Raw genomic sequence first — 25,178 nt, 5'->3', positions numbered from 1 at the left:
CCGCGACGACATTTACCTTGGCCACCGGGCCTTGTCCGGCGGTCTGCGCCTGCTTTTAAGTGAAAATCATCCGATGGCAACCGAACGATACAATCCGCGCGCGTCAGAGCCCAAATGGCAGAAGGCCTGGGCCGAAAAGAAGCTGTTCGAAGCGCATAACGACGATCCGAAGCCGAAATACTACGTGCTGGAGATGTTCCCCTATCCCTCCGGGAAGATCCATATCGGCCACACCCGCAACTACACGATGGGCGACGTGGTGGCGCGCTACAAGCGGGCCAAGGGTTTTAACGTGCTGCACCCTATGGGCTGGGACGCTTTCGGCATGCCGGCCGAAAATGCGGCGATGCAGAACAAGGTCCATCCCAAGGAATGGACCTACGCCAACATCGCCGCCATGCGCGAGCAGCTCAAGATGATGGGCCTGTCGCTGGACTGGTCGCGCGAGTTCGCCACCTGCGACGTCGACTATTACCACCGCCAGCAGATGCTGTTCCTCGATTTCGTCGAGAAGGGGCTGGTGACGCGCAAATCCTCCAAGGTCAACTGGGACCCGGAGGACATGACGGTGCTCGCCAACGAGCAGGTCATCGACGGGCGCGGCTGGCGCTCGGGCGCGCTGGTCGAACAGCGCGAGCTGACGCAGTGGTTCTTCAAGATCACCGACTACGCGCAGGACCTGCTGGACTCGCTGGACGGGCTTGGCGAATGGCCGGAAAAGGTCAAGCTGATGCAGCAGAACTGGATCGGCCGCTCGGAAGGGCTGCTGATCCGTTGGCCGCTGGCCGCTCCGATCGGCGATGCGAACGAACTGGAAGTCTACACGACCAGGCCCGACACCATTTTCGGCGCCTCTTTCATGGCGGTCGCCGCCGACCATCCGCTGGCCAGGAAGGCCGCCGAGACCAATGTCGAGCTGGCCAAGTTCATCGACGAAATCAGGCATATGGGCACGTCGGTGGCCGCACTGGAGACTGCCGAGAAGAAAGGCTTCGACACCGGCATCCGCGTCGTCCATCCGTTCGACGACTCATGGAAACTGCCGGTTTATGTCGCCAATTTCGTTTTGATGGAATACGGCACCGGCGCCATTTTCGGCTGCCCGTCGGGCGACCAGCGCGACCTCGACTTCGCCAACAAATACGGCCTGCCGGTCATTCCGGTTGTGATGCCGGAAGATGGTGACGCAAAGACCTTCCAGGTCACGGAAGAGGCCTATGACGACGATGGCGTGATGATCAATTCGCGCTTTCTCGACGGCATGAAGCCGGAGCAGGCGTTCGACGAGGTCGCGAAACTGCTGGAGCAGAAGACCATCGGCGGCCGGCCGATGGCGGAGCGCAAGGTGAACTTCCGCCTGCGCGACTGGGGTATTTCGCGGCAACGTTATTGGGGTTGTCCGATCCCGATGATCCATTGCGAGGATTGCGGTGTGGTGCCGGTGCCGAAGGCCGACCTGCCGGTCAAGCTGCCCGACGACATCGAGTTCGACCGTCCCGGCAATCCGCTCGACCGTCATCCGACCTGGCGGCATGTCACATGCCCGCAATGCGGCAAGGATGCGCGGCGCGAGGCCGACACGATGGACACGTTCGTCGATTCGTCCTGGTATTTCGCCCGCTTCACCGCGCCCTGGGCCAATGAGCCGACCGAGCCGAAGGCTGCCGATGACTGGCTGGCCGTCGACCAGTATATTGGCGGCATCGAGCACGCGATCCTGCATCTGCTCTATTCGCGCTTCTTCACCCGCGCCATGCGCGCGACCGGTCATCTCGACCTCGCCGAGCCGTTCAAGGGCCTGTTTACGCAAGGCATGGTGGTGCATGAGACCTACCGCGTCGGCGGTGCGTCGAACAATGGCCGCTGGCTGTCGCCGGCTGAGGTCAGGATCGAGGATGCCGGCGGCACGCGCCGCGCCATCGAGATCGCCACCGGCGAAGAGGCAGCGATCGGCTCGCTCGAAAAGATGTCGAAGTCGAAGAAGAACACGGTGAGCCCGGAAGACATCACCGATGGCTACGGCGCCGACACTGCGCGCTGGTTCATGCTGTCGGATTCGCCGCCCGAGCGCGACGTCGAATGGACCGACGACGGCGCGGCCGGCGCGCACCGCTTCATCCAGCGCATCTGGCGCCTGGTGTCGATCGCCGCCGAGACGCTCGACGGCGTCAAGCCGCAGGCGGCGAAGGAGGGCGAGGCGGGCGCCGTTTCCAAGGCCGCGCACAAGATCCTGAAGGCTATCGGCGAGGATATCGAGAAGCTCGGCTTCAACCGGGCCATCGCCCGCATCTACGAACTTGCCAATGCCTTGAACACGCCGCTCAACGACGTTGCCGAGGGCAAGGCCGATGCGGCGCTGAAAGGCGCCTGCCGCGAGGCGGTGGAGATCCTGGTGCATGTGGTCGCGCCGGTCATGCCGCATCTGGCCGAAGAGTGCTGGCACACGCTGGGCGGCACTGATCTGGTCGCCGAACGGCCTTGGCCGGTCTACGATCCGGCGCTGGTCGTCGACAACGAGGTTGTGCTGCCGGTCCAGGTCAACGGCAAGATGCGCGGCTATTTGACAATTGCCCGCGACGCGGACCAAGGTGCGATCGAAAAAGCGGTTCTGGCTCTCGACTTCGTGCAGAAAGCGCTGGAAGGTAAGGCGCCCCGCAAGGTGATCATCGTGCCGCAGAGGATCGTCAATGTCGTTGTTTGACTTCAGAAGGATGGGGCCTGATCTGGAAAAGACGGCGCGCTTGCTGCGCCGCGCAGCGCTGTACGGCATGGTCGCTTCGATGGCGCTGGTTTCGGCCTGTACGGTCAGGCCGCTCTATTCCAGCGCGCCGCTGAGCGCCGGCTCCACGGTCAGCGCTTCGGCGGAACTGGCGTCGGTCGCGGTCAAGCCGGTCAAGACACGCTACGCCCAGCAGGTCCGCAACAATCTGATCTTTGCCTTTGGCCAAGGCGCCGGCGAGCCGCCGGCGCCGGTCTACATGCTCGATCTCGGCGTCACCGAACTGGTCGAATCGGCCGCGGTGGTGCAGATCCAGACCGACGAAGACGAGCCGACGGCAGGCACGGTGACGCTGACGGCGAACTATGTGCTGACCGATGCCAGGACCGGCGTGGTGATCGCAACCGGCAAACGGTCGATCCCATCATCCTTCGACAAGCCGACGCAGGAGTTCGCCTCCTACCGGGCACAGCTCGACGCCGAGAACCGCGCCGCGCGTGAGCTGGCTGAAATGGTGAGCCTGTCGGTCGCCCAGGACTTGGTCAGGCACGGCAAGAAGGCCTGAGCATTCCCTGGCGCTGCCAACTAGACTTTTAGCAGTCCGCAACATAAAGGCCGGTTTCCCGGCCTTTTTGTTTGTATCGAACCGATCTCAGCCGATCTTCTGGCCGGTCTTGGCCCAGTCGGCAGCGAACTGATCCAGGCCCTTGTCGGTCAACGGGTGCTTGACCAGCGCCTTCAGCGTCGCGGCCGGCGCGGTAACGACATCGGCGCCGATCAGGGCTGCCTGCTTGACGTGGTTCACGGTGCGAACCGAAGCAACGAGGATCTCGGTGTCGAAATCGTAATTGTCGTAGATCTGACGGATCTCCTGGATCAGCTCCATGCCGTCCGCGCCGGTGTCGTCGACGCGGCCGACGAAGGGCGAGATGAACGAGGCGCCGGCCTTTGCCGCCAGCAGCGCCTGGTTGGCCGAGAAGCACAGCGTTACATTGACCATGCGGTTCATCTCGGTGCGGATCGTCTTGCAGGCGCGCAGGCCGTCGAGCGTCAGCGGCACCTTGATGCAGACATTGTCGGCGATCTTGGCCAGGATGTTGGCCTCGGCCATCATGTCCTTGTATTCGATCGCAACGACCTCGGCCGAAACCGGGCCCTTGACGATGTCGCAGATCTGCTTGGTGACCTCGGCGATCTTGCCGCCGGATTTCAGGATCAGCGAGGGATTGGTGGTCACGCCGTCGAGCAGCCCCAGGTCGTTCAGTTCCTTGATGTCCTTGATGTCAGCGGTGTCGACAAAAAATTTCATGGGGGTCTCCTGAAAGATTTCCATGTGCATGCCATGCACATTCCGGGTTGCCCTTTGATCTAGACCAAAGTCGGGGCAAGGTCACGCCCGATGATCGAAGATTCGCCCTTTGTCGCAGCCGCGCCGGTGCTGGTGCCGATGCCGGCCGAACGGCCCTACACCTACGCTGTGCCTGCCGGCGTGCGCGTGGTGCCGGGCTCGATCGTGCGCGTGCCGCTCGGTCCGCGCCAGGTTGCCGGCATCGTCTGGGATGGTGCGGTCGAGAATATCGACGCCAAAAAGCTGCGCCCGATCGAACAGGTCTTCGACTGCCCGCCGATCGACCGCGGCATGCGCCGCTTCGTCGACTGGGTGGCGCAGTACACGCTGTCGCCGCCCGGCATGGTGGCGCGCATGCTGTTGCGCGCGCCGGAGGCGTTCGATCCCGAACCATGGATCGAGGGCCTGCAGCGGACCCTCGTCATGCCCGACCGGATGACGGATGCCAGGACGCGCGTGCTGGAGACGGCGGAAGGGGGGCTTGCCTGGACGCGATCCGGCCTGGCGCACGCGGCGGGCGTGTCGTCGACGGTGGTCGAGGGACTCAAGGCGCAAGGCGTGTTCGAGACGGTGATGATCCCGCCTCGACCGGTGGTCGCCGCGCCCGATCCCTCCTACGCCATGCCGGAGCTGATGCCGGACCAGGCAGACGCGGCCGCCATGCTGCGCGCCAATGTCGCGGCCGCTGCTTTCAACGTCACGCTGCTCGACGGCGTCACCGGCTCGGGCAAGACGGAAGTTTATTTCGAGGCGGTGGCGGCAGCCCTCGACCAGGGCAGGCAGGTGTTGATCCTGCTGCCGGAGATCGCGCTGACGCATGCCTTCCTCGAACGCTTCCAGCAGCGTTTCGGCGCCAAGCCGGCGGAATGGCATTCCGACCTGCCGCCCCGAATGCGCGAAAAGGTCTGGCGACAGGTGGCGGAAGGCGGCGTGCGCGTCGTTGCCGGGGCGCGTTCGGCGCTGTTCCTGCCGTTCCGCGAGCTCGGGCTGATCGTCGTCGACGAGGAGCACGACCCCGCCTACAAGCAGGAGGATCGCGTCTTCTACAATGCGCGCGACATGGCGGTGGTGCGCGGCCATATCAGCGGCTTCCCGGTGGTGCTGGCGTCGGCGACGCCATCGGTCGAAAGCCGGGTCAATGCGCAGCAGGGCCGCTACAGCAGGGCGGTGCTGTCGGCGCGCTTTGCCGAAGCCGCGCTTCCCGATCTCAAGACGATCGACATGCGGCGCGCGCCGCCGGCCCGCGGCGGCTTTCTGTCGCCGCTGCTGATCGACCAGATGCAACGTACGCTGGAGAAGAAGGAGCAGTCGCTGCTGTTCCTCAACCGGCGCGGCTATGCGCCGCTGACGCTGTGCCGTGTCTGCGGCCACCGCTTCGGCTGCCCGGTTTGTTCGGCCTGGCTGGTCGAGCACCGCTTTCGCGGCCAACTCGTCTGCCATCATTGCGGGCACAATGAGAAGCGGCCGGAGGCTTGCCCGGAATGCGGCACGCTCGACCATCTGGTCGCCTGCGGGCCTGGCGTCGAGCGGATAGCTGAAGAAGTCGTGGCGCATTTCCCCGACGCGCGCACGATCGTCCTGTCATCCGATTTGATGGGTGGAGTGCGCCGGCTGCGGCTGGAGCTCGAGGCCATTGCCAATGGCGAGGCCGACATCGTCATCGGCACGCAGCTGGTCGCCAAGGGCCATAACTTTCCCAACATGACGCTGGTCGGTGTCGTCGATGCCGATCTCGGCCTCGCCAATGGCGATCCCCGCGCCGCTGAGCGCACCTTCCAGTTGCTCAGCCAGGTGACCGGCCGCGCCGGCCGCACCGGCAAGAAGAGCCTCGGCCTGCTGCAGACTTTCCAGCCGGACCATCCGGTGATGCGGGCGATCGTCTCGGGCGATGCCGAGGCCTTTTACGAACGCGAGATCACTGAGCGCGAACGGGCAGCCCTGCCGCCCTTCGGCAGGCTTGCCGGCGTCATCGTCAGTGCGGTGACGCGGGCCGAGGCCGAAGGCCACGCGCGCGGCCTGCGCCGTGCAGCACCCCAGGCCAGCGACCTGTTCGTGCTCGGTCCGGCCGAGGCGCCGCTGTCGCTGCTCGGTGGGCGCCATCGTTTCCGTTTGCTGATCCAGGGTGAAAAGCGCGCCGACATCCAAGGCTTCATCCGCACCATGCTGGCCGAAGGGCCGAAGCAGCGCGGCTCGGTCCGCGTGCAGGTCGACATCGATCCGCAGAGCTTCTTGTAAGCACAAAGGCTGACGCCGCCGCCGGCCGCCCGTAAGCCGTTTGTCAAGAAAACTCAGCATCTTAGTGCCGGCTAAAATGCGCGCCGTTCATGTACCCGGCTCTCATCGGTTCGCTGACTAATCCTGATTTGAAAAGCCACAAAATAAATGTTGACTCGTTTTATCATGAATTATAACTGGGCCTTTCCGCTCTGGCGCTGGGGACCAGGGCATGGATGGGGACAGCATGCGCAGATTTTTCAGTACGCTTCTTTGGTCATCGGCTTTGGGTTCGTCGATTATGGCAGGCGCGGCATTTGCCCAGGAAGCCGCTCCGACGGACCAGCAGGGAGCCACCGTGCTCGATCAGATCCTGGTCACCGGCCGCAATGAAAGGTCCATTTCCAGCGTTGCCCAGTCCGTTCAGGTCGTGGAACGGCAACAGGTCGAGGAAGCCGCGCAGGAAAACATCGACGCCGCGACCCTGATCAGCCGCATCGTCCCCGGCTACGCGCCACGCAACCAGACCATTTCGGGCGCCTCGGAAACCTTCCGCGGCCGCAGCGTGCTGATCATGGTCGACGGTGTGCCACGCAACACGCCGCTGCGGGACGTGTCACGCATCCTGTCGATGATCGACCTGAATTCGGTCGAGCGCATCGAAGTCATCAACGGCGCTTCCAGCCTTTATGGCGCCGGCGCCACCGGCGGCACGATCAACTTCATCACCAAACGCGGCGACAGCGACAAGCCGAAGGTGACGGTGCGCACCGGCGTCACCGCCTTCACCGAGAACCCCGGCAAATCGGCCGAGCCAAGCACCAGTGTCTCGGTCGAGGGCAAGAAAGGCGATTTCGACTATTTCTTCTCGGCGTCCGGTGATCTGTCGCGCCGCACCTATGACGGCCACGGCAACGAGATGGCTTCGGACGCCATGCTTGGGCAAGGCGGCGGCGACCGCACCGGCACGGGCAATCTCTTCGGCGTGGCCGGCTACCAGTTCGATTCCAGGCGCTTCGAGGCCAGCGTCGACTGGACCTATGCCAACCAGAAGCCGGACTGGTTCACCGATTACACGACCAATCCCGTCTCCCCGGATTTCGGCGATCCCTATGAAGGCAAGCCGCTGAAGGAAGATTCGAAATATCTGACCGCCAAATACACCGACAGCGACTTCGCGCTCGGAAACCTCGAGGTCAAGGCGTTCTACAACGACATCTTCAAGCAGTCGCCCTTTACCAAATTCTCGGCCGTCAACAGCCAGGTGTATTTACCGACGAACCCGACGCGGCCGGTGATCCTGCCGCCGGGTACGGACCCGACCGCCGACTTCAACCAGACGGCGCTGCAATCGCGGCGCAGCGGCGTCAACCTGACCGTCAACACGCCGATGAACTTTATCACTCAGGGCAGCACGCTGACCTGGGGCGCCGACTACGTCTTCGATGCCACCGATCAGCAGCTGACCAACGGTCAGGACGCCATCTCGCCCACGACCCAGAACTCGGTTGCCTTGTTTGCGCAAGGCGAAATTCCGGTGACGGATCGCTTTCGCATCAGCGGCGGCGCGCGCTACGACCAGTTTTATCTCAATGTTGAAGACTTCACCCGGCCTGCCGCTGCCGTTCTGCTCGGCCGCAACATTATCGGCCTGCCGGCGATCCGGGTGACCGGCGGCTCGTTCGACTACGACGCCGTCACCTTCAACGCCGGCGCCGTCTACGATCTGACCGAAAGGATGCAGCTTTTCGGCAATTTCTCGCAAGGCTACAGCCTGACCGACATTGGCGGCTTCACCCGCCGCGCCGGGTTGAACTCCAACGCCGAAACCTGCGACGCCTATGGCACCGCCATCCGGCCGCTGCTGCCGTGCACCAACGCGCCGGATTACGCGATCAGCTATGCCGATATCGCGCCTGAACCCCAGCTGGTGAACACCTGGGAAGCCGGTCTGCGCGGCGATTGGGGCGACTATCGCGGCGGCGTCAGCACCTATCTGTCGACCTCGGACAACGGCGTCAGCTACGACATCGTCAACAACCGGGTGTCGCAGCAGAAGGAACGTATCTGGGGCGTCGAAGCCAATCTCGAGGCAGACCTCAGCGGCATGTTCACGCTGGGCGGATCGGTCGGCTATGTCGAAGGCAAATACGACGCGGATCGCGACGGCCACATCGAAGCGAACGAGTATCTGCCGAACAACCGTGTCCCCTCGACCTACAAGGGCCTGGTCTATCTCACCACCCGTTTCGAGAACGAGCTGACCCTGCGCAGCGAGTTGGAGCTGTTTTCCGGACGCGACCGCATCGCCACCCAGGAACTGGACGGTGCAGCACTGGTCAATCTCGCCGTCTCGAAGACGTTCGGCAATGAAAGCGTGCTGAACCTTGCCGTGCGCAATGTGTTCGACACCTACTACATCAACCCTTCCGCATCGGCGACCCGCGGCGCCGACGTTCCGGGTCTGGGACGTTCGGTTGCGTTGTCCTATCAGATCACATTCTGAGGGGCGGCGGTGGCGGTGTCTCTCCAACGAAACGGTGCATTAGTCTCGCTGCTGGCAGAAGCGCCAGCCGATCCGGCGGATGGCGCGCGCTATATCGAGGCGCTCGGCCGCCTTTCGCAGGAACGGGAGCCGTTCGTGCTCCTGGTCGATATCCGCATCGAGATCGCGCTGAGCGACGCCCAGCGCAAGGCGCAAAACCTCTGGTACAAGGCGGAACGCGAGCAGCTCGAAAAAGCCTGCCGCGCCTGTGCGCTGGTGCGCACCGCCGTCGACGAGAACATGCAGCGCATCTGGCAAAGCCTGTTCGGCTTTCCAGTGCTCGTCACCCGCAGCCGGGCGGAGGCCGGCGCCTTCCTGAACGGTTACGCACCGAAGGACTATGTCAAATGAGCGCCGACGCAGACCGGCCGGCGCCCGCCGGGCTTTCGCGCCTGCGGCTTTTCGTCGTTCTCGCCTGCCTTTATCTGGCGCAGGCCATCCCGAGCTATCTGTTTGCCGCGGCGATCCCGCCGATCCTGCGCGAGCAGGGCGTGTCGCGCACCGCCATTGGCTTGATGGCGCTGCTGATGCTGCCGCTGGTGCTGAAATTCCTATGGGCGCCGCTGGTCGACCGCTTTCGGCCAATGGCCCGCGCCCATCGCGCCGGCTGGGTCATCATCACCCAGATCGGCGTCATCGCCGGCATCGCCGCCATGCTTTGGATCGAGCCGACCGATGTCGCCGGTATCTTTGCCGTCGGCCTTGTCGTGAGCCTGTTGATGTCGACCCAGGACATCGCCACCGACGGCTACGCGGCCAAATATCTCGACCCGAAGGACAGGCCGATCGGCAATGCGATCCAGGGCGGCGCCGTCGCGCTCGGCGTCGTTCTCGGCGGCACGCTCGGCCTGTTGGTTTATCATCATGCCGGCTGGCAAACCATGGTGGCCATGGTGGCCGCGCTGTCCGTCATCCCGCTGTTTGCTGCCTTCGCCATGCGCGAGACCGATCCCGTCGCCAGCGCGCTGCAGGCGGCCATCGACCGCCCCTCGATCCTGCGTTTCCTGCGCCGGCCCGAGGCACGCCAGATCCTGTGGATCGCGCTCATCTACCGCGCCAGCGAGGGGCTGGTGAAGTCGATGGAAGGCTCCTATCTCGTCGATGCCGGCGTGCCGCTCGACATCATCGGTTATCTCTCGGGCGGCGCCGCGCTCACCGTCGGGCTCGGCGGCTCGGCGCTGGCGGCATGGCTGCTGCACAAAAGGGGCGCCGCCTCGGTGCTCGGCCTGCTCGGCGCGCTGCGCACCATCTGCTTCCTGATCTTTGCACTGCATGCTTTCGGCGCTATCGCCGGCTTCTGGCCGATCTTCGGCGCCTCGTTCCTGCAGACGCTGGTGCGCTACATGGAGATCGTGGCGCTCTACAGCCTGTTCATGGCCGTGACGTCGTCGGACCAGCCGGGCACCGACTTCACCATCCTGTCCTGCGTCCAGCTTATCGTCTACCTCGTCGGCTCCATGCTTGCCGGGCGCCTCGCCGACATGCTCGGCTACTCCGCGCTGTTCACCCTGGCGACCGTGCTGTCGGGCATAGCCGTGGTGGCGACCTATCGCATGTTGAATGCCCATTTCGCCGATACCGCAAAAGCCCAACCGGGTACTCCGATGCCGCCATTGCCGGAGGTCGCCGAATGAGCGCGGTCTTCCTAACGCCCGGTCTCACGAACCATGGCAGCGAGACAGGCGGCGGCCAGCGCCAACGCCGCGCAGCCAGCCAGTGGCGCAAAAGGCCAGAGCGTGAAGGCGAAGCCGCCGGCCAATGCGCCGATGCTCTGGCCGAGCACATGGGTGCTGGTGAGCCAGCCGGCCGCCGCGCCCTGCTCGCCGGGCTCCAGGCGCTTCATCAGCCAGGCGGTGTAGCCGGGTGTCGCCAGGGCAATGCCGGCCGCCGCCACCACCAGAGACACTGCCGAGGCAACATGGCTGGCCGTGACGGCCAGCGCCGTCATGCCGACGCAAACCATGAGACAGCCGACGACGACGCTGTTGCGCTCCGCCAGCCGCAGGCGCGCCATGAGCAGTCCCTGGACCAAAACCATGACGATGGCGACCAGCATCAGGGCCAGGCCGGTCACCGTCGTGGCCTGCGTCGCACCAAGGCCAAAACGCTGCTGGGCCATCGGGCCGAGCATCATCTGCACCTGTCCGAAGCCGAGCGTCAGGCACAAGCCCATCGCCAGGCAAGGCAGAGCGCGGCGATCGAAGGGCGATATTCCACGGCCGACGTCGGCTGCCTTGCCGTCGCTCCGTCCGCCGGCTTCCCCTTTGCCCGGCGCGAGCCACAGCAACAGCGGGCTGAACAGGAACAGGATGGGCGGCAGCAGCGGCGACAGGACGGCAGCCGTTGCCGCCAGCGCACCGGCCAGCCGCCCCATGCTGACGCCGGCTCCAAGCAGTCCCAGCGCCGCCTGTCGCCTGTCATCGGCAACCGAGCGGCTGGCCCAGACCTGCGCCGTCGGCATGACGCCGGACGCGGCAAAACCGTACACGGTTCGCGAAAGCATCAGCAAAGCGATGCCGAGCGCGGCTCCCATGCCGGCTATCAGCAGAATGGCGAACACCGTCTGGCCGGCCAGCATGGCGAGGCCGAGCAAGCGCAGCAGCCTGGCATGGCCAAGCCGCTCGCCCATGCGACCCCACAGCGGCGAGCCGACCAGAAAGGCCGCCGCGCCGACAGCAGTTGCCGCGCCGATAGCAAACGTGTCGAGCCTCAGCCGCTCCATCACCAGGGGAACGAGCGATACGAAGGCCGACTGGCCGAAGCCGATTGCCGAGACCGCGATCGCCAGGCGGCGCAGAAGCGAAGATCGATTTTTCATACCGGTCGTCATAAGACCAAGCTTATTTCTTGTTTAGAACAGTTAATCAACACAAATGTTTAAAGACGACAATGTATAAACGTAAATGCATTCAGTATTATTAGGATTTATGGGGATGCACATGGAACAAGTAAAACCTGAATCTTCCTCAGCATTAAGCCCGTTACTCAACGCGTTGCTGCGTGAATGGGATGGCTGGGAATTCGTCAACGCCAGGCAAACCGGGCTGTTTCGGCCGCAGGCAGCCGTGCTGCGTCTGAATTTCCCTGCCTCGCGCGCGGCGGTGCTCGTCGAGGCGCGGCATCGCTCGAAGGTTGGTTACCACGATTTAGCGATGCCGCTCTGGCGCCTCGATATTAGTAACGAGGGGGCCGATTGCGAAGCGACCGAGATCGACCTTTTCAGCCTTTTGGCGCTGATCCTGGCGGATCCCGACATTGCCGGCCGGGCGACAGCGAAAAGCCGACTGACCTTCCTGCGCCGCAGCCTGGCCAGCATCGCCGCAATCGCTGACGCGACTGCGGCGCGTGGATCGTCGCGGCCCTTCTCCGAAGGCGATCCTGATTTCATCGACGCCGAAAGCGCCCTGCGCTTCGGCCATGCCGTGCATCCGGCGCCGATGAGTCGCGAAGAGTTCACGCACACGGATTCCGCGCGCTTCGGGCATGAATACTGCAATGCGTTCAAACTGCGCTGGTGGGCCGTCGACCCGACCATCCTCACTGGGGGCAGCGTCGAGCCACTAGATGTCACCGAGATGGTCCGCGGGCTTGCCGCCAGCGATCCGCAGCTGCTTGCTCGGGCTGGCAAGCAACAGGGCAAGGTTCTCGTTCCGATGCATCCGTGGCAGGCCGTACGGCTCATGCTGGAAGACCGCGTCGAGCGCCTGTTTTGCGCCGGCCGTATCGTCGATGTTGGGCTCGGCGGACCAGCGTGGCAGCCACGACCTCGCTGCGCACGGTTCATTCAGCTGAAGCCGAGTGGATGCTGAAATTCTCGCTCAGCCTGCGCCTGACCAATTCCAGGCGCATCGTCGAGGAGCATGAGTGCCGGCGCGGCCTTTCGGTCCACCGGCTGGTCAAGGGCAAGCTTGGCGATGCCTTGCAGCGGCGCTGCCCGACCATGACGGTGCTGGGTGAGCCGGCCTGGTTCGGCTTGCGCGACGAAGACGGCCGGCTGATGACGGACACCATCGTCTCGTTCCGCGAAAACCCGTTTCGCGGCACGGGCAGTCCGCCGGCTGCCGTTCTCGGCGCGCTTTGCGAGCGCCATCCCGGCCGTACCGAAAGCCATCTGTCCGACCTGGTCCACCGTATCGCCCGCGACGAGAAGCGACCTGTCGAGGAAACGGCGCGTTTCTGGTTCGAGCGTTTCCTCGAAACTGCCATCGTGCCGTTTATTGTGGCCTTCTCGGAATTCGGCCTGTTGTTCGGCGCCCATCAGCAAAACCTCGTCGTCGGCCTCGCCGGCGGCTGGCCGAATGCGCTCTATTTTCGCGACTGCCAGGGCACCGGTTATGTCGAGGAATTCCTGCCCAGGCTGCGCGAATTCGTGCCCGAGGCTGGTCAGGCGGGCGATCATGTCTTCCCAGCGGAAGCGGCCGCGAAGCTGTTCGGCTACTATCTGGTCGTCAATGGCGCTTTCGCCGCCGTCGCAGCCCTTGCGGCCGCTGGCCTCACCAACGAAAACGATCTGCTGGCGATATTCCGCCGCTCGCTCGAGCGGCTGGCCGCCACGCCGATGGCTGACCGGTCCTGCGTCGACTATTTGCTCAACGCGCCGACGCTCGCCGCCAAGGGCAATTTCCTGATCGCGCTGCGCGACATCAATGAGAACACCGAAGTGACCGACCCGCTGGCAGGTTACGTCGAGCTTCCGAACCCCCTGCATGTGAGAGAATACGCATGAACATCGAGGCTGCGAAAAACTGGTCACCCGCCACCGTCGCCGGCAACGAAGGATGGCAGCATCTGGCCTCGGCCGCGGAGCCGCTCGCCATCCGTGCCGGCGATGGCCATGTCAGCCTGGTCAACGCTGAGGGAACAGCGGTGGGACAGGCCCGCATCTCCGACGCGGATGGCCGCCTGCTCATCGACGATGTCGCGTTCATTGGCGGCCGCCTCGACCAACCGCAAATCCTGGCAGGTCTCGTCGACGCCGCGCTGCGCCTGCATCCTTCCTTCGACTGCGCCTTCCTGCCGGCGGCCAAGACGCTGTGGCCGGTTTCGGCGCTGGCCACCGAGACGGTTCCGGGTGAACCGGAATGCGCCGTCATCCATCGGTCGGTCCTGCGCCAGCTGCCGCTGCTGTGGCGCAGCCAGGCCTCGCATGTCACCTATCCGGCATTGACGACCGCTATCGGCCCGGAAGACCGGCTGCCGCCATTGCGCCAACCGCGCCCCTGCGGCCCGATGTACGAACGCTGGATTCCGGAAATCGGCCTCACCGTGTCGCTGCGGCCGATCGACCGCCGGACCGATCTCGACCTCTTCCATCGCTGGATGAACGATGGCCGCGTCGCCTTCTTCTGGGAACTTGCCCAGAGCCATGAGGATCTCGACAAATATCTCGCCGAGCAGGAAAGCGATCCGCATATTTTCGGCGTCATCGCCAGCTTCGACGGCGAGCCGACCGGCTATTTCGAGTTCTACTGGGCCAAGGAGGACCGGCTCGGGCCCTATTATGAGCCGCTCGACTGGGACCGCGGCTGGCATGGGCTGATCGGCAATATGCGCCATCTCGGCCGGCCGAAGACGCTGTCACTGTTCCGCTCCGTCACCCACTATCTGTTCCTCGACGAGCCGCGCACGCAGCGCGTCGTCGGCGAGCCACGCGCCGCGCACCAGAAGATGCTGAGCTATTGCGCCGGCGCCGCCTACGACAAGGTCAAGGAGTTCGACTTCCCGCACAAGCGCGCGGCGCTGGTCTGCTGCGAACGCGAGCGCTTCTTCCGCGAGGTGCCGCTGTGACGGTGCAGCAACCGATTGCCAAAGCGGGGGAGGCGACACGCTGGGCCGCGATCAACCGCGACGCCGTCGCCAAGGCCATTTCCGAACTGACCTTCGAGGAGTGCCTGTCGCCGCGCGAGCTTTCGCCCGGCCGATGGGAGCTGACGCCCGGCCCCGGCGTGACCTATCGCTTTGCCGCGACGCGGCGCCTGTGGGGCCAGATCGCCGTCCGTCCGGAGACGCTGACTCGCGACGCCGGCATCGAGCTGCCGGTCGACGATGCGGTCGCCTTCTTCGCCGACGCGCGCGAGACGCTCGGCATGTCGCCGGCAACATTCTGCACCTATGCGAAGGAGCTTTACAACACGCTGATGGCCGACATGCGGATCGCCAAGGCACGCGGCAATCGACCGGCCGCCGATCTAGCCGCGCTGCCGGATACCGAGTTGCAGGCATTGCTCGACGGCCATCCGAAGGCCCCTGCCAACAAGGGACGGCTTGGCTGGGGACGGGACGACTTCGAGCGCTACGCGCCAGAATCGGCCACCGCATTCCAGCTCTTCTGGCTTGCCGCCGCCAGCGATCGCTGCCTGCTGGCGCTTGACTGCGGGCTCGACGAAGAGGCGCTGCTGCAGGCCGCACTCGGCGACTACGAGCGCGCAAGGCTCGAAGCGGCTTTCAGCGCCGCCGGGATCTCGCGATCGACGCATAGGCTGCTGCCGGTCCACCCCTGGCAGTGGCAGGCGATGATCGCCTCGCAATATGGTAGCGAGATCGCCGCCGGCCGGCTGGTGCCGCTTGGCCAGTTCGGCGATCCGTTCCTGCCCTTGCAGTCGCTGCGCACGCTTGCCAATGTGGCACGGCCCGAGGCGCTGCACGTCAAGCTGCCGCTGACCGTCCTCAACACCTCAGCGTGGCGCGGCGTGCCGGGCAAATACATGGCGATCGGCGCCGATCTGTCGCGCTGGCTGGCCACGGTGGCGGCCGCGGACCCGGTGCTCAAGGACGTCAAGGTGCTGAAGGAAGTCGCCGGCGCCTTCTATCCGCATCCGCACTATACCGGCGTTGAAGGCGCGCCCTATCAGTTTTGCGAGATGCTGGGCGCCATATGGCGCGAAAGCCCCGAAAAGGATCTGACAGCGGGCCAGCGGCCGATGATGATGGGCGCCCTGCCGCAGCGCGACGCCCACGGCAGGCCGATCGCCAGCGCCCTGATGGAGCAGTCCGGCCTTGGTCCGGAGGCATGGCTCGATCGCCTGTTCTCCACGGCCTTCGTGCCGCTCTACCACTTCATGTGCCGTTACGGCGTCGGCTTCATCGCCCATGGCCAGAACGTCACCATCATCCTCGACGGAGCGACGCCTCTCGGCGTGGCGGTCAAGGATTTCCAGGGCGACCTCGATCTCGTCGACCAGCCGTTTCCCGAACTGGCCGGCCTCGACCCCAAAATCCTGTCGACGCTGAAGCGCCGGCCCCCGGCACATCTTCTCCAGCATCTGCAAACGGGACACATCGTCAGCGTTCTGCGTTTCCTGTCCGAGGCGCTGGCCGCCTATGACCGCTTCGACGAGAGGACTTTCTACGCCATCCTCGCCGGCGCCATCCGGCGCTACCAGGCGCAGAACACCGAGCTGGCGGAACGGTTCGTGCTGTTCGATCTGTTTGCGCCGAAGATTCCGCGCATCGCCATCAACAAGGTGCGCTTCGCGATCGGGTACGGTGACAGCGGCGAACGCCCTCTGCCGGACCTCGGCACACCGCTCGACAATCCGCTTAACCCCGAGTCAGCCCGGCGATCTCCCATCAGCCCAGCCAGCTCCATAAGGAGTTCGCCATGACCCATACGCTTGACCTCGCAGGCATCGGCATCGGGCCGTTCAATCTCAGCCTCGCCGCCCATCTCGATGCGGTGGACGGCGTCGAAGCGCGCTTCTTCGATCGGGCGACGCGGCTCGAATGGCACCCGGGTATGATGCTGCCGGGCGTCGAACTGCAGACATCCTTCCTCAAGGATCTCGTCACCGCGACGCATCCGACCAGCCCATGGTCGTTCATGTCCTATCTGGTCGCGCAGAAGCGGTTCTATGAATTCCTCAACGCGGATTTCTCAGCCATCCCGCGGCCGGAATTCGCCCGCTATCTTGGATGGGTCGGCGAGAACTTGTCTTCGCTGCGCTTCGCCAGCGCCGTCGACCGGATCGACTTCGACGGAACGAATTTCAGGCTGCGTATCGGCCGCGAGCAGGTGAACGCGCGCAATCTCGCCATTGCCGTCGGGCTGGTGCCCAACATCCCCGCCTGGGCGCGGGCGGCGGCCTCCGATCAATGCTTCCACAACGCCCAGGCCGCCAACCGCCTCGATCGCCTGAGCGGACAGCGTGTCGCCGTGATCGGCGGTGGCCAGAGCGGCGCCGAAGTGCTTCTGCATCTGATCTCCTCCGACCGCTTCGCCGGCCGCGAAATCGAGTGGATCTCGATGCGGCCGAATTTCCTGCCACTGGACGACTCGCCTTTCACCGACGAACTCTTCACGCCGGGCTATGTCGAAAACTTCCATCGGTTGCCGCAAGGGCGGCGCGAGACGATCCTGGAACAGCAACTGCTTGCCGGTGACGGCGCATCGACGAGCACGCTGAAGGCGATCTATCGCCAGCTTTACACGCTGCGGCACCTCTCGGAGGAAACGACGGCGGTCAACATGACGCCGCACCGCGAAGTGCTGAACGTGACGCGGGAAGGCAGCGAATACCGGCTGATCATGCGCAACGGCTTCGACGGCGCCATCGAGACGCGCACCGTCGATGCGGTGGTTCTGGCCACCGGCTATGCCTTTGCCATTCCTGATTGCATGGCACCGCTCATGAACAGGATCGCGCTGGACGAGCGCGGTCATTACAGGCTCAACGCCAGCTTCGAGGTCGAATGGGACGGGCCCGACGACCGCCGGATCTACGCACTCAATGCCGGCCGGCTCAGCCATGGCATAGCCGAGCCGCAGCTCAGCCTGATGGCTTGGCGCAGCGCCAAGATCGTCAATTCGCTGCTCGGGCGGGCACAGTTCGATCTCGATCTGCCCGATCCGCCGGTTGCCTGGAGTTCAAGGCACACGACACAAAGCCTGCATCATCTCGGCGCCAATGCGAGGATGACCGAATCGGGCGCGCGGTGATGTTTGTGGAGGCGGGCCGAAGAGCGTGGTACGGCGCGCGTTAAGATTGACATCGACCCGTAAAGCTTTTCTGTGAGAGAGATCGTTCGGTCCTGCTGGAGGCTCAGCGCATGAAAACCCTTGGCCTTATCGGCGGCATGAGCTGGGAATCGACGGCGATCTATTATCGCCTGCTCAACGAGATCGTGCGCGAGCGGCTGAGCGGGCTGCATTCGGCAAAGCTGTTGCTCTATTCCTTCGACTTCGCCGAAATCGCCGACCGGCAGCATCATGGCGACTGGGACAGTGCGGGCGTGCTGCTGGCGGATGCGGCGCGCAAGCTGGAGGCGGGCGGCGCAGAGGGGCTTTTGATCTGCACCAACACCATGCACAAGCTCGCCGACCGGGTGCAGGCGGCGGTGTCGATCCCGCTTATCCACATTGCCGACGCCACGGCCGTCGCGGTCAAGGGCGCCGGCGTCAAGCGGCCGGCGCTGCTGGCGACCCGCTTCACCATGGAGCAGGATTTCTACAAGGGCCGGCTGACGGAGAAATACGGGCTGCAGCCCGTGGTGCCGGACCAGGCCGGGCGCGACATGGTGCACCAGGTAATCTACGACGAGCTCTGCCGGGGCATCGTCAACGCGGCATCGAAGGCGGCCTATATCGACGAGGTCGCCCGTCTGCGGCGCGATGAGAAGATCGATGGCGTCATCATGGGCTGCACCGAGATCACCATGTTGATTGGCGAGCGCGATTTCGACATTCCGGTGTTCGACACCACGCGCATCCATGCCGAGGCGGCGGTCGCATTCATGCTGCCCTGAAGGGTCAAAAAAAGCATCAGGGCTGGGCAGCCACGGCGACATTGCCGCTGCCGGCCACTTTCAGCTTCCATCGATCTGCTTCCGTGCCGGCCAGATTGAGGTGCTTGGTCAGGAAATAAAGGCGATCGGTGTCGGGGCCTTTGGCTGTGCAAAACCGGTCCTGCAGATAGGAGGGAGGCGTCGCCTGATAATACAGGTTGGCCACGATGCTGGCCGGACGCGCGCGCGGCCTAAACAGCCTTCCGCTCCTTCACGAATTGCGTGCCAAAACTGCCGCGCGCTTGACTTCTTTTTGCAGCGACATTCAATACATCCGGCATTGCTGTGAGGGGATGAAAGCAAGATGGAATTTGCGTTTCCGTGGCCGACCAGCCAGGGCGAATGGCTGGCTTGGTCTAGCGCCGTCGTCACCTTGGCGCTCGGTCTGCTGTTTTTCCTCGCGCCAGGGCTGGCATTTCGGATTCTGCGGCTGCAGGTCCGGCCCGAAAGGGCAGCGGCAATCGCGGAAGGGCGCGGCCGCATGTCGGGCTTCTATCTCGGCGTCAGCCTGTGCTGCATTCTGTTGGCGCAGCCGTGGCTCTATATGGCACTCGGCTTTTCCTGGCTGTTCACCGCTTTTGGCCGTTTGCTGTCGATGATGTCGGACGGCGCCAACACGCCTTTCAACTGGGCGTCGATCGTCGTCGAACTCGTCCTGGCCGCGTTGCCGCTTGCCTTCGTCTTCGGCTTTCTGCCCTGAATCGGCAGCCAATCCAAAGGCTTCAGTTGAACTCTGCGGCCGGATGCGACAATAGTGCCCGAAAAGCATGCGGGACGACGCATTGCGGTCTTAAAATGCCTGTGCTAGACGGCAATCGACTTTCGGCCGGGGATAGCGGAAGCCGCGCCTCCGTGCTTGGAAAAACTTAGTAAGGTCAAAGATTTAGCCAGAGTTTTTGCTCGCGCCAACAATCTGCGGCCCCTCAGACAAGAGAAAAGACGGTCCGTGGCTCAATCGTCATCGCCAATCTCAGGTGTCGCAGAACGCTACGCGGGTTCGCTGTTCGAACTTGCGCGGCAGTCGAATTCGGTGGCCAAGGTCGAGGCCGACCTCAACAGTTTCGCCAAGATGCTGGATGACAGCGCCGACCTGACGCGCCTCATCAACAGCCCGGTGTTCTCCAGCGAGGACCAGGCCAAGGCAATCGCGTCGATCGCCGACAAAGCCGGCATCACCGGCCTGACCGGCAATTTTCTGCGCGTCGTCGCCCGCAACCGCCGGCTCTTCGCGGTGCCCGGCATGATCAAGGCTTTTCGCAAGATCGCCGCCGAACAGCGCGGTGAGACATCAGCCGAGGTCACTTCGGCGCATGAACTGACGGCTGCCCAGCAGACCGAACTCAAGGCCGCGCTGAAAGGCGTCGCCGGCAAGGACGTGGCCATCACTGTTACCGTCGATCCGTCGCTGCTCGGCGGGCTGGTGGTCAAGATGGGCTCGCGCCAGATCGATACGTCGCTCAAAACCAAACTCAATTCGCTCAAGCTTGCACTGAAAGAGGTCGGCTGATGGACATCCGCGCCGCGGAAATTTCCGCAATTCTCAAAGACCAGATCAAGAATTTCGGCAAGGAGGCCGAGGTCTCCGAAGTCGGCCAGGTGCTGTCCGTCGGTGACGGTATCGCTCGCGTCTACGGCCTCGACAATGTCCAGGCCGGCGAAATGGTCGAATTCCCCGGCGGCATCCGCGGCATGGCGCTCAACCTCGAAGCCGACAATGTCGGCGTCGTCATCTTCGGCGCCGACCGCGACATCAAGGAAGGCGACATCGTCAAACGCACCGGCGCCATCGTCGATACGCCTGTCGGCATGGGCCTGCTCGGCCGCGTCGTCGACGCGCTCGGGAATCCGATCGACGGCAAGGGCCCGATCAAGGCGACCGAACGCAAACGCGTCGACGTCAAGGCGCCAGGCATCATCCCGCGCAAGTCGGTCAACGAGCCGATGTCGACCGGCCTCAAGGCCATCGATGCGCTGATCCCGGTTGGCCGCGGCCAGCGCGAGCTGGTCATCGGCGATCGCCAGACCGGCAAGACCGCGATCATCCTCGACACGATGCTCAACCAGAAGGCCGTGCACGACAACGGGCCAGAAAAGGAAAAGCTCTACTGCGTCTACGTCGCCATCGGGCAGAAGCGCTCGACGGTCGCGCAGTTCGTGAAGGTTCTCGAAGAGCGCGGCGCGCTTGAATATTCGATCATCGTCGCCGCCACCGCTTCCGATCCGGCGCCGATGCAGTTCCTGGCGCCGTTCACCGGCGCCACCATGGGCGAATATTTCCGCGACAACGGCATGCATGCGCTGATCAGCTATGACGATCTGTCGAAGCAGGCCGTCGCCTATCGCCAGATGTCGCTCTTGCTGCGCCGCCCGCCGGGTCGCGAAGCCTATCCGGGCGACGTGTTCTACCTGCATTCGCGCCTGCTCGAGCGCGCCGCCAAGCTCAACGACGATCTGGGTGGCGGTTCGCTGACCGCGCTGCCGATCATCGAGACGCAGGCCAACGACGTGTCGGCCTACATCCCGACCAACGTGATCTCGATCACCGACGGCCAGATCTTCCTCGAAACCAACCTGTTCTTCCAGGGCATCCGTCCGGCGGTCAACGTCGGCCTGTCGGTGTCGCGCGTCGGTTCGTCGGCGCAAATCAAGGCGATGAAGCAGGTCGCCGGCTCGATCAAGGGCGAGCTCGCGCAGTACCGCGAAATGGCTGCGTTCGCGCAGTTCGGCTCCGATCTCGACGCCGCCACGCAGCGCCTGCTCAACCGCGGCTCGCGCCTGACCGAACTGTTGAAGCAGCCGCAGTTCTCGCCCCTCAAGGTCGAGGAGCAGGTCACGGTGATCTTCGCCGGCGTCAACGGCTATCTCGACAAGCTGGCGCTGAACCAGGTCGGCAAGTTCGAGCACGGCCTGCTCAGCCATATGCGCTCGGCCGGCAAGGACGTGCTGGACGGCATCCGCAAGGAAAAGGCGCTGTCGGACGATCTGCGCGCCAAGCTGAAGGCCGAGATCGACGCCTTCGCCAAGACCTTCGCTTGAGAAGAAGCCGGACGCTCGGGATCAGGTTTGAAGCATGCCTTCATTAAAAGACCTTCGTAACCGTATCGCCTCGGTCAAGGCGACGCAGAAGATCACCAAGGCGATGCAGATGGTCGCCGCGGCGAAGCTGCGCCGCGCGCAGGAAGCAGCGGAGGCGGCGCGTCCCTATTCCGAGCGGATGGGTGCGGTGCTGGCCAATATCACGCAGGCGATCGGCGGCGGCGGCGATGCCCCGGCGCTGATGACCGGCACCGGCAAGGACGATGTGCATCTGCTCGTCGTCTGCACCGCCGAGCGCGGCCTGTGCGGCGGCTTCAACTCGCAGATCGCACGTCTGGCCCGCGACCATATCCGCCGGCTTCTGGCCGACGGCAAGCAGGTCAAGATCATCTGCGTCGGCAAGAAGGGTTTCGACATTCTGCGCCGAGACTATGCCTCGCTGATTATCGACCGCGTCGACCTGCGCGATGTCAAGAAGCTCGGCTTCGTCAATGCCGATGCGATCGCCCGTAAGATCATCCATCTGTTCGGCGAAGGCGGCTTCGATATCTGCACGCTGTTTTATTCGCAGTTCAAGTCGGTGATCAGCCAGATTCCGACCGCGCAGCAGATCATTCCTGCCGGCGTGGCTTCCGCTCCCGCCGAAGCGACCGCCGGTGGCAATGCCGTCTACGAATACGAGCCGGAGCCGGGCGAGATCCTCACCGACCTCATTCCGCGCAACATCTCGGTCCAGGTCTTCCGCGCGCTGCTCGAAAACGCAGCCGGCGAGATGGGCGCCAAAATGAGCGCCATGGACAATGCAACGCGCAATGCCGGCGACATGATCAACAAACTGTCGATCACCTATAACCGCCAGCGGCAGGCGCAGATCACCAAGGAACTGATCGAAATCATTTCGGGCGCCGAAGCGCTCTAGGCGCGACCGCCAGGAGGTCATCGACCTTCTGATGGAGCGTGAGAAACAAAGGACGAGAAGGGTAAAGACGATGGCGAAAGCAGCGACCCCCGCGAAGACGGCCCCCAAAGCGGCCGCAAAGGCTCCGGCAGCAGCGGCGAAGGCCGCTCCGGCCAAGAAGGCGGCCGCGCCCGCCAAGGCCGCGGCCCCGGCAGCGAAGACGACGAGCGTTGCCGTCAAGAAGACCGGCGCCATCGGCAAGGTTCGCCAGGTCATCGGCGCCGTCGTCGACGTGCAGTTCGGCGATCATCTGCCGGCCATTTTGAACGCCATCGAAACCTCCAATGTCGGCAACCGCCTGGTGCTCGAAGTTGCCCAGCATCTGGGCGAAAACACCGTGCGCTGCATCGCCATGGATTCCACCGAAGGCCTGGTTCGCGGCCAGGACGTCTATGACACCGGCGCGCCGATCACCGTTCCGGTCGGCCCGGGCATGCTCGGCCGCATCATCAACGTCATCGGCGAGCCGGTCGACGAAGAAGGCCCGGTCGACGGCATCGAGATGCGCGCCATCCACCAGCCGGCGCCTACCTATGTCGAACAGTCGACGGAAGCGCAGATCCTGATCACCGGCATCAAGGTGCTCGACCTTCTGGCGCCCTACGCCCGCGGAGGCAAGATCGGCCTGTTCGGCGGCGCCGGCGTCGGCAAGACGGTTCTGATCCAGGAGCTGATCAACAACGTCGCCAAGGCGCATGGCGGCTTCTCGGTGTTCGCCGGCGTCGGCGAGCGCACCCGCGAGGGCAACGATCTTTATCACGAGTTCATCGAGTCCGGCGTCAACAAGAAGGGCGGCGGCGAAGGCTCCAAGGCGGCACTGGTCTATGGCCAGATGAACGAGCCGCCGGGCGCGCGTGCCCGCGTCGGCCTGACCGGCCTGACTGTCGCCGAATATTTCCGCGACCAGGGCCAGGACGTGCTGTTCTTCGTCGACAACATCTTCCGCTTCACGCAGGCCGGTTCTGAAGTGTCGGCGCTGCTCGGCCGTATTCCTTCGGCCGTGGGTTACCAGCCAACGCTGGCCACCGACATGGGTGCGCTGCAGGAACGCATCACCACAACGACCAAGGGTTCGATCACTTCGGTGCAGGCGATCTACGTGCCGGCCGACGATTTGACCGACCCGGCGCCTGCGACCTCGTTTGCCCACCTGGACGCGACGACCGTGCTCAACCGCGCGATCTCGGAAAAGGGCATCTACCCCGCCGTCGATCCGCTCGACTCGACCTCGCGCATGCTCGATCCGCTGGTCGTCGGCGAGGAGCACTATGCCGTCGCCCGCCAGGTGCAGTCGATCCTCCAGCGCTATAAGTCACTGCAGGACATTATCGCCATCCTTGGCATGGATGAGCTGTCGGAAGAGGACAAGCAGACGGTGGCCCGCGCCCGCAAGATCGAGCGCTTCCTGTCGCAGCCGTTCTTCGTCGCCGAAGTGTTTACGGGTGCGCCGGGCAAGCTGGTCGACCTCGCCGACACAATCAAGGGCTTCAAGGGCCTCTGCAACGGCGACTACGATCACCTGCCGGAAGCCGCCTTCTACATGGTCGGCGGCATCGACGAAGCGGTCGAGAAGGCTCAGCGCCTGGCGGCTGAAGCAGCGTAATCAAGGCAATAGGGAGTAGTCAGTAGTCAGTAGTGAATAGCGGCCGGGTGATCAGGACAGCTGTCCTCTCCCTACTCCCTACTCACTATTCCCTACTCACTAAATTGACATGGCTGAAGCTTTCAAGTTCGAACTGGTCTCGCCGGAGCGCCTCCTGGTTTCCGAGCAGGTCGAGTCCGTCGTCATTCCAGGCGCCGAAGGTGAAATGACAGTCATGGCGCACCATGCGCCAGTCATGACCACGATCAAGCCGGGCGTCGTCACGCTGAAGACCGCCGGCGGCAAGGAAGAGCGCTATGTGGTGTTCGGCGGCTTTGCCGACATCGTCCCTGCCGGCTGCACGCTGCTCGCCGAATCGGCGGTCGCCGTCGGCGATATCGACCGCGCCGATCTCGCCCGCCGCATCCAGGAAGCCAAGGAAGACGCCGCCGACGCCAAGGACGACCAGAGCCGCAGCAAGGCGGAGCAGTTCCTTAGCCAGCTTACCACGCTCGAAGGCGCGCTGCTGCCGGCGTAAGCCGCAGAATGACTTGAAGAAAAGGCCGGGCTCAGCCCGGCTTTTTTGTTGCGGCCGCCATCCTGGATCGTCTCGCATAGGCGCTGGGCCTTGGCGGGATTTCAGAGCGGGCAGCCAGCATGATCAGATCGGGTGGCGGCATGCCGGCTGCCAGTCAGGGCGAGATGAGCTTGTATTAGGCGATGGCGCCGGCGGAACCGCGATTTGGCTGCGGCGGTACAGTCGGATCGGGGCTTGCCCCTGCTTTCTGGTTGTTCGACAGTCCGGCTGTCTATCGATTTGGGGTGGCCGATGACGGAACAGACAACGCAACCGGAAGCGGCCTCGCGATCCCGGTGGACGACGGCGCTGATCGCGGCCTTTGGCGGTCCGTTCGGCGGGTTCCTTTGGATCGGCGCCGGCCGGCCGGCGGTTGCCAGCCTGATGGTGATCAGCGCCATAAGCATTGCGCTGACATA

General features: G+C 64.1%; 20 protein-coding genes and 1 pseudogene. 18 read left to right on the top strand and 3 right to left on the bottom strand.

Annotation, left to right across the window (positions count from 1 at the left end; all coding sequences use genetic code 11):
* Positions 1-73 precede the first annotated feature (73 nt).
* Both leuS and NKK52_RS23330 read left to right on the top strand, forming a co-directional pair.
* Positions 74-2,701 (top strand): leucine--tRNA ligase, encoded by a 2,628-nt coding sequence (leuS, locus tag NKK52_RS23335; RefSeq protein ID WP_023684086.1) that lies wholly within the window; start codon positions 74-76, stop codon positions 2,699-2,701.
* Positions 2,688-3,284, top strand: coding sequence for an LPS assembly lipoprotein LptE (locus NKK52_RS23330; RefSeq protein WP_023684087.1), 597 nt, complete (start codon positions 2,688-2,690; stop codon positions 3,282-3,284). Before leuS ends, NKK52_RS23330 begins: the two co-directional genes overlap by 14 nt.
* Positions 3,285-3,371: 87 nt before the next feature.
* Here the strand turns inward: NKK52_RS23330 and fsa are convergent, their stop codons facing one another.
* Positions 3,372-4,028, bottom strand: a complete 657-nt coding sequence (fsa, locus tag NKK52_RS23325) for a fructose-6-phosphate aldolase (RefSeq protein WP_023684088.1) — start codon at positions 4,026-4,028, stop codon at positions 3,372-3,374.
* 90 nt (positions 4,029-4,118) lie between these two features.
* Between fsa and NKK52_RS23320 the strand changes: the two genes are divergently transcribed.
* The 4 genes from NKK52_RS23320 to NKK52_RS23305 all read left to right on the top strand — a co-directional run bounded on the left by NKK52_RS23320 (position 4,119) and on the right by NKK52_RS23305 (position 10,460).
* Positions 4,119-6,302, top strand: a complete 2,184-nt coding sequence (locus NKK52_RS23320; RefSeq protein ID WP_023684089.1) for a primosomal protein N' — start codon at positions 4,119-4,121, stop codon at positions 6,300-6,302.
* Positions 6,303-6,639: 337 nt separating this feature from the next.
* Positions 6,640-8,787 carry a TonB-dependent receptor gene (locus NKK52_RS23315; protein WP_245263105.1) on the top strand — a complete coding sequence of 716 codons (2,148 nt, stop codon included), beginning with the start codon at positions 6,640-6,642 and terminating at the stop codon, positions 8,785-8,787.
* Positions 8,788-8,802: 15 nt separating this feature from the next.
* Positions 8,803-9,177, top strand: a complete 375-nt coding sequence (locus tag NKK52_RS23310) for a hypothetical protein (RefSeq protein WP_156939278.1) — start codon at positions 8,803-8,805, stop codon at positions 9,175-9,177.
* On the top strand, positions 9,174-10,460 hold the full coding sequence (locus tag NKK52_RS23305; RefSeq protein WP_023684092.1) for an MFS transporter: 1,287 nt from the start codon (positions 9,174-9,176) through the stop codon (positions 10,458-10,460). Before NKK52_RS23310 ends, NKK52_RS23305 begins: the two co-directional genes overlap by 4 nt.
* 11 nt (positions 10,461-10,471) lie before the next feature.
* Here NKK52_RS23305 and NKK52_RS23300 read toward each other — a convergent pair whose 3' ends face one another.
* Positions 10,472-11,644, bottom strand: coding sequence for an MFS transporter (locus NKK52_RS23300; protein WP_023752656.1), 1,173 nt, complete (start codon positions 11,642-11,644; stop codon positions 10,472-10,474).
* 85 nt (positions 11,645-11,729) lie between these two features.
* Here NKK52_RS23300 and NKK52_RS23295 point away from each other — a divergent pair.
* The 6 genes and pseudogenes from NKK52_RS23295 to NKK52_RS23270 all read left to right on the top strand — a co-directional run.
* A pseudogene (locus NKK52_RS23295) lies at positions 11,730-12,847 on the top strand (IucA/IucC family protein); the annotation flags it as partial.
* Positions 12,824-13,552, top strand: a complete 729-nt coding sequence (locus tag NKK52_RS23290; protein ID WP_245263113.1) for an IucA/IucC family C-terminal-domain containing protein — start codon at positions 12,824-12,826, stop codon at positions 13,550-13,552. The pseudogene NKK52_RS23295 and the gene NKK52_RS23290, both read left to right, overlap by 24 nt.
* Positions 13,549-14,613 (top strand): GNAT family N-acetyltransferase, encoded by a 1,065-nt coding sequence (locus NKK52_RS23285; protein WP_023684094.1) that lies wholly within the window; start codon positions 13,549-13,551, stop codon positions 14,611-14,613. The genes NKK52_RS23290 and NKK52_RS23285 overlap by 4 nt, the downstream gene beginning before the upstream one ends.
* A complete protein-coding gene (locus tag NKK52_RS23280; RefSeq protein WP_050588639.1) occupies positions 14,610-16,430 on the top strand; it encodes an IucA/IucC family protein in 1,821 nt (606 codons plus the stop codon). The genes NKK52_RS23285 and NKK52_RS23280 overlap by 4 nt, the downstream gene beginning before the upstream one ends.
* Positions 16,427-17,761, top strand: coding sequence for a lysine N(6)-hydroxylase/L-ornithine N(5)-oxygenase family protein (locus tag NKK52_RS23275; RefSeq protein WP_023684096.1), 1,335 nt, complete (start codon positions 16,427-16,429; stop codon positions 17,759-17,761). Before NKK52_RS23280 ends, NKK52_RS23275 begins: the two co-directional genes overlap by 4 nt.
* A 110-nt stretch (positions 17,762-17,871) precedes the next feature.
* Positions 17,872-18,567 (top strand): aspartate/glutamate racemase family protein, encoded by a 696-nt coding sequence (locus NKK52_RS23270; RefSeq protein ID WP_023684097.1) that lies wholly within the window; start codon positions 17,872-17,874, stop codon positions 18,565-18,567.
* 16 nt (positions 18,568-18,583) lie between these two features.
* On the opposite strand, the gene NKK52_RS23265 is transcribed toward NKK52_RS23270, so the two are convergent.
* Positions 18,584-18,772: a hypothetical protein gene (locus NKK52_RS23265; protein WP_023684098.1), complete on the bottom strand. Its 189-nt coding sequence runs from the start codon at positions 18,770-18,772 to the stop codon at positions 18,584-18,586.
* A 138-nt stretch (positions 18,773-18,910) separates the two neighbouring features.
* Here NKK52_RS23265 and NKK52_RS23260 point away from each other — a divergent pair, with 138 nt between their 5' ends.
* The 6 genes from NKK52_RS23260 (at position 18,911) to NKK52_RS23235 (ending at position 24,720) form a co-directional block, all read left to right on the top strand.
* Positions 18,911-19,306, top strand: coding sequence for an AGROH133_08824 family phage infection protein (locus tag NKK52_RS23260; protein ID WP_023684099.1), 396 nt, complete (start codon positions 18,911-18,913; stop codon positions 19,304-19,306).
* A gap of 246 nt (positions 19,307-19,552) precedes the next feature.
* Positions 19,553-20,113, top strand: coding sequence for a F0F1 ATP synthase subunit delta (locus NKK52_RS23255; protein ID WP_023684100.1), 561 nt, complete (start codon positions 19,553-19,555; stop codon positions 20,111-20,113).
* Positions 20,113-21,642 carry a F0F1 ATP synthase subunit alpha gene (gene atpA, locus NKK52_RS23250; protein WP_023684101.1) on the top strand — a complete coding sequence of 510 codons (1,530 nt, stop codon included), beginning with the start codon at positions 20,113-20,115 and terminating at the stop codon, positions 21,640-21,642. Before NKK52_RS23255 ends, atpA begins: the two co-directional genes overlap by 1 nt.
* A 34-nt stretch (positions 21,643-21,676) precedes the next feature.
* Complete coding sequence (locus NKK52_RS23245; protein ID WP_023668672.1) at positions 21,677-22,561, top strand: F0F1 ATP synthase subunit gamma; 885 nt, start codon at positions 21,677-21,679, stop codon at positions 22,559-22,561.
* 70 nt (positions 22,562-22,631) lie between these two features.
* Complete coding sequence (atpD, locus tag NKK52_RS23240; RefSeq protein WP_023668673.1) at positions 22,632-24,203, top strand: F0F1 ATP synthase subunit beta; 1,572 nt, start codon at positions 22,632-22,634, stop codon at positions 24,201-24,203.
* Between the two features lie 109 nt (positions 24,204-24,312).
* A complete protein-coding gene (locus NKK52_RS23235) occupies positions 24,313-24,720 on the top strand; it encodes a F0F1 ATP synthase subunit epsilon (RefSeq protein ID WP_023668674.1) in 408 nt (135 codons plus the stop codon).
* Positions 24,721-25,178: the final 458 nt, after the last annotated feature.

Origin of the sequence: Mesorhizobium sp. C277A (assembly GCF_040324395.1) — a bacterium.
In the GTDB taxonomy this organism is placed as follows: Bacteria; Pseudomonadota; Alphaproteobacteria; order Rhizobiales; family Rhizobiaceae; genus Mesorhizobium.
The sequence above is the reverse complement of the archived record's forward strand: the minus strand, read 5'-3'. Positions and strand labels throughout refer to the sequence as shown.

Coding starts and splice junctions, on each gene's coding strand:
- leuS (WP_023684086.1), top strand. CDS start 74: ATGGCAACCGAACGATACAATCCGCGCGCGTCAGAGCCCAAATGGCAG.
- NKK52_RS23330 (WP_023684087.1), top strand. CDS start 2,688: ATGTCGTTGTTTGACTTCAGAAGGATGGGGCCTGATCTGGAAAAGACG.
- fsa (WP_023684088.1), bottom strand. CDS start 4,028: ATGAAATTTTTTGTCGACACCGCTGACATCAAGGACATCAAGGAACTG.
- NKK52_RS23320 (WP_023684089.1), top strand. CDS start 4,119: ATGATCGAAGATTCGCCCTTTGTCGCAGCCGCGCCGGTGCTGGTGCCG.
- NKK52_RS23305 (WP_023684092.1), top strand. CDS start 9,174: ATGAGCGCCGACGCAGACCGGCCGGCGCCCGCCGGGCTTTCGCGCCTG.
- NKK52_RS23300 (WP_023752656.1), bottom strand. CDS start 11,644: ATGAAAAATCGATCTTCGCTTCTGCGCCGCCTGGCGATCGCGGTCTCG.
- NKK52_RS23290 (WP_245263113.1), top strand. CDS start 12,824: ATGACGGACACCATCGTCTCGTTCCGCGAAAACCCGTTTCGCGGCACG.
- NKK52_RS23285 (WP_023684094.1), top strand. CDS start 13,549: ATGAACATCGAGGCTGCGAAAAACTGGTCACCCGCCACCGTCGCCGGC.
- NKK52_RS23275 (WP_023684096.1), top strand. CDS start 16,427: ATGACCCATACGCTTGACCTCGCAGGCATCGGCATCGGGCCGTTCAAT.
- NKK52_RS23270 (WP_023684097.1), top strand. CDS start 17,872: ATGAAAACCCTTGGCCTTATCGGCGGCATGAGCTGGGAATCGACGGCG.
- NKK52_RS23260 (WP_023684099.1), top strand. CDS start 18,911: ATGGAATTTGCGTTTCCGTGGCCGACCAGCCAGGGCGAATGGCTGGCT.
- atpA (WP_023684101.1), top strand. CDS start 20,113: ATGGACATCCGCGCCGCGGAAATTTCCGCAATTCTCAAAGACCAGATC.
- NKK52_RS23245 (WP_023668672.1), top strand. CDS start 21,677: ATGCCTTCATTAAAAGACCTTCGTAACCGTATCGCCTCGGTCAAGGCG.
- atpD (WP_023668673.1), top strand. CDS start 22,632: ATGGCGAAAGCAGCGACCCCCGCGAAGACGGCCCCCAAAGCGGCCGCA.
- NKK52_RS23235 (WP_023668674.1), top strand. CDS start 24,313: ATGGCTGAAGCTTTCAAGTTCGAACTGGTCTCGCCGGAGCGCCTCCTG.